Here is a 707-nt window from a genome sequence, read left to right as displayed (position 1 = left end):
CCCGAGGTGGTGGCGGCCGTGGACGCGACGCTGGCGGCGAACGTCGCACGTTGGCCCTCGATGACCCGGGGGCGGCTGGGCGCCCAGGTGGACAAGATCGTGGCCCGCGCCGACGCTGATGCGGTGCGGCGGCGCCGCAAGGGCGCGGCCGGGCGTGAGGTGTGGATCGCCGACATGGGTGAGGGGTTGGCCCGCTTGGAGGGCACCCTGTTCAGCCCCGACGCTGCTGCCCTGGACAAGCGGCTGGATGCGTTGGCGGCCACGGTGTGTGCCCATGATCCGCGCAGCCGCGAGCAGCGCCGCGCCGATGCGTTGGGGGCGCTGGCCGGCGGGGCTGAGCGGCTGGGCTGTCGCTGCGGGCGGCCCGATTGCGCGGCCGGCACGCGGCCGGCGGCCGGCCCGGTGGTGATTCACGTGATCGCCGAGCAGGCCACCCTGGAGGGCGCCGGGCAAGCCCCCGGCTGCCAGCTGGGTGCTGACGGCTTGATCCCACCGGAGCTGGTGGCCCAACTGGCCGCCGCGGCCAAGCTGGTGCCGCTGGTGCATCCCGGGGATGCGCCGCCCGAGCCGGGTTATGTGCCCTCGGCGGCGTTGGCCGAGTTCGTGCGGTGCCGGGATTTGACCTGCCGCTGGCCCGGCTGTGATCACCCGGCGGTGGCCTGCGACATCGACCACACCATCCCCCACAGCCAAGGGGGACTCACCCA

The 707-nt window shown here is 74.7% G+C and carries 1 protein-coding gene; it reads left to right on the top strand.

What is annotated here, in order from left to right:
• Positions 1–707 (top strand): HNH endonuclease signature motif containing protein (locus A5681_RS00790; protein WP_156737789.1); only part of this gene is annotated, 707 nt, incomplete at both ends.

Origin of the sequence: Mycobacterium scrofulaceum (assembly GCF_001667885.1) — a bacterium.
Classification (GTDB): Bacteria; Actinomycetota; Actinomycetes; order Mycobacteriales; family Mycobacteriaceae; genus Mycobacterium; species Mycobacterium scrofulaceum_C.
Note: the sequence above shows the minus strand (reverse complement) of the source record. Positions and strands in the feature narration are given on the sequence as shown.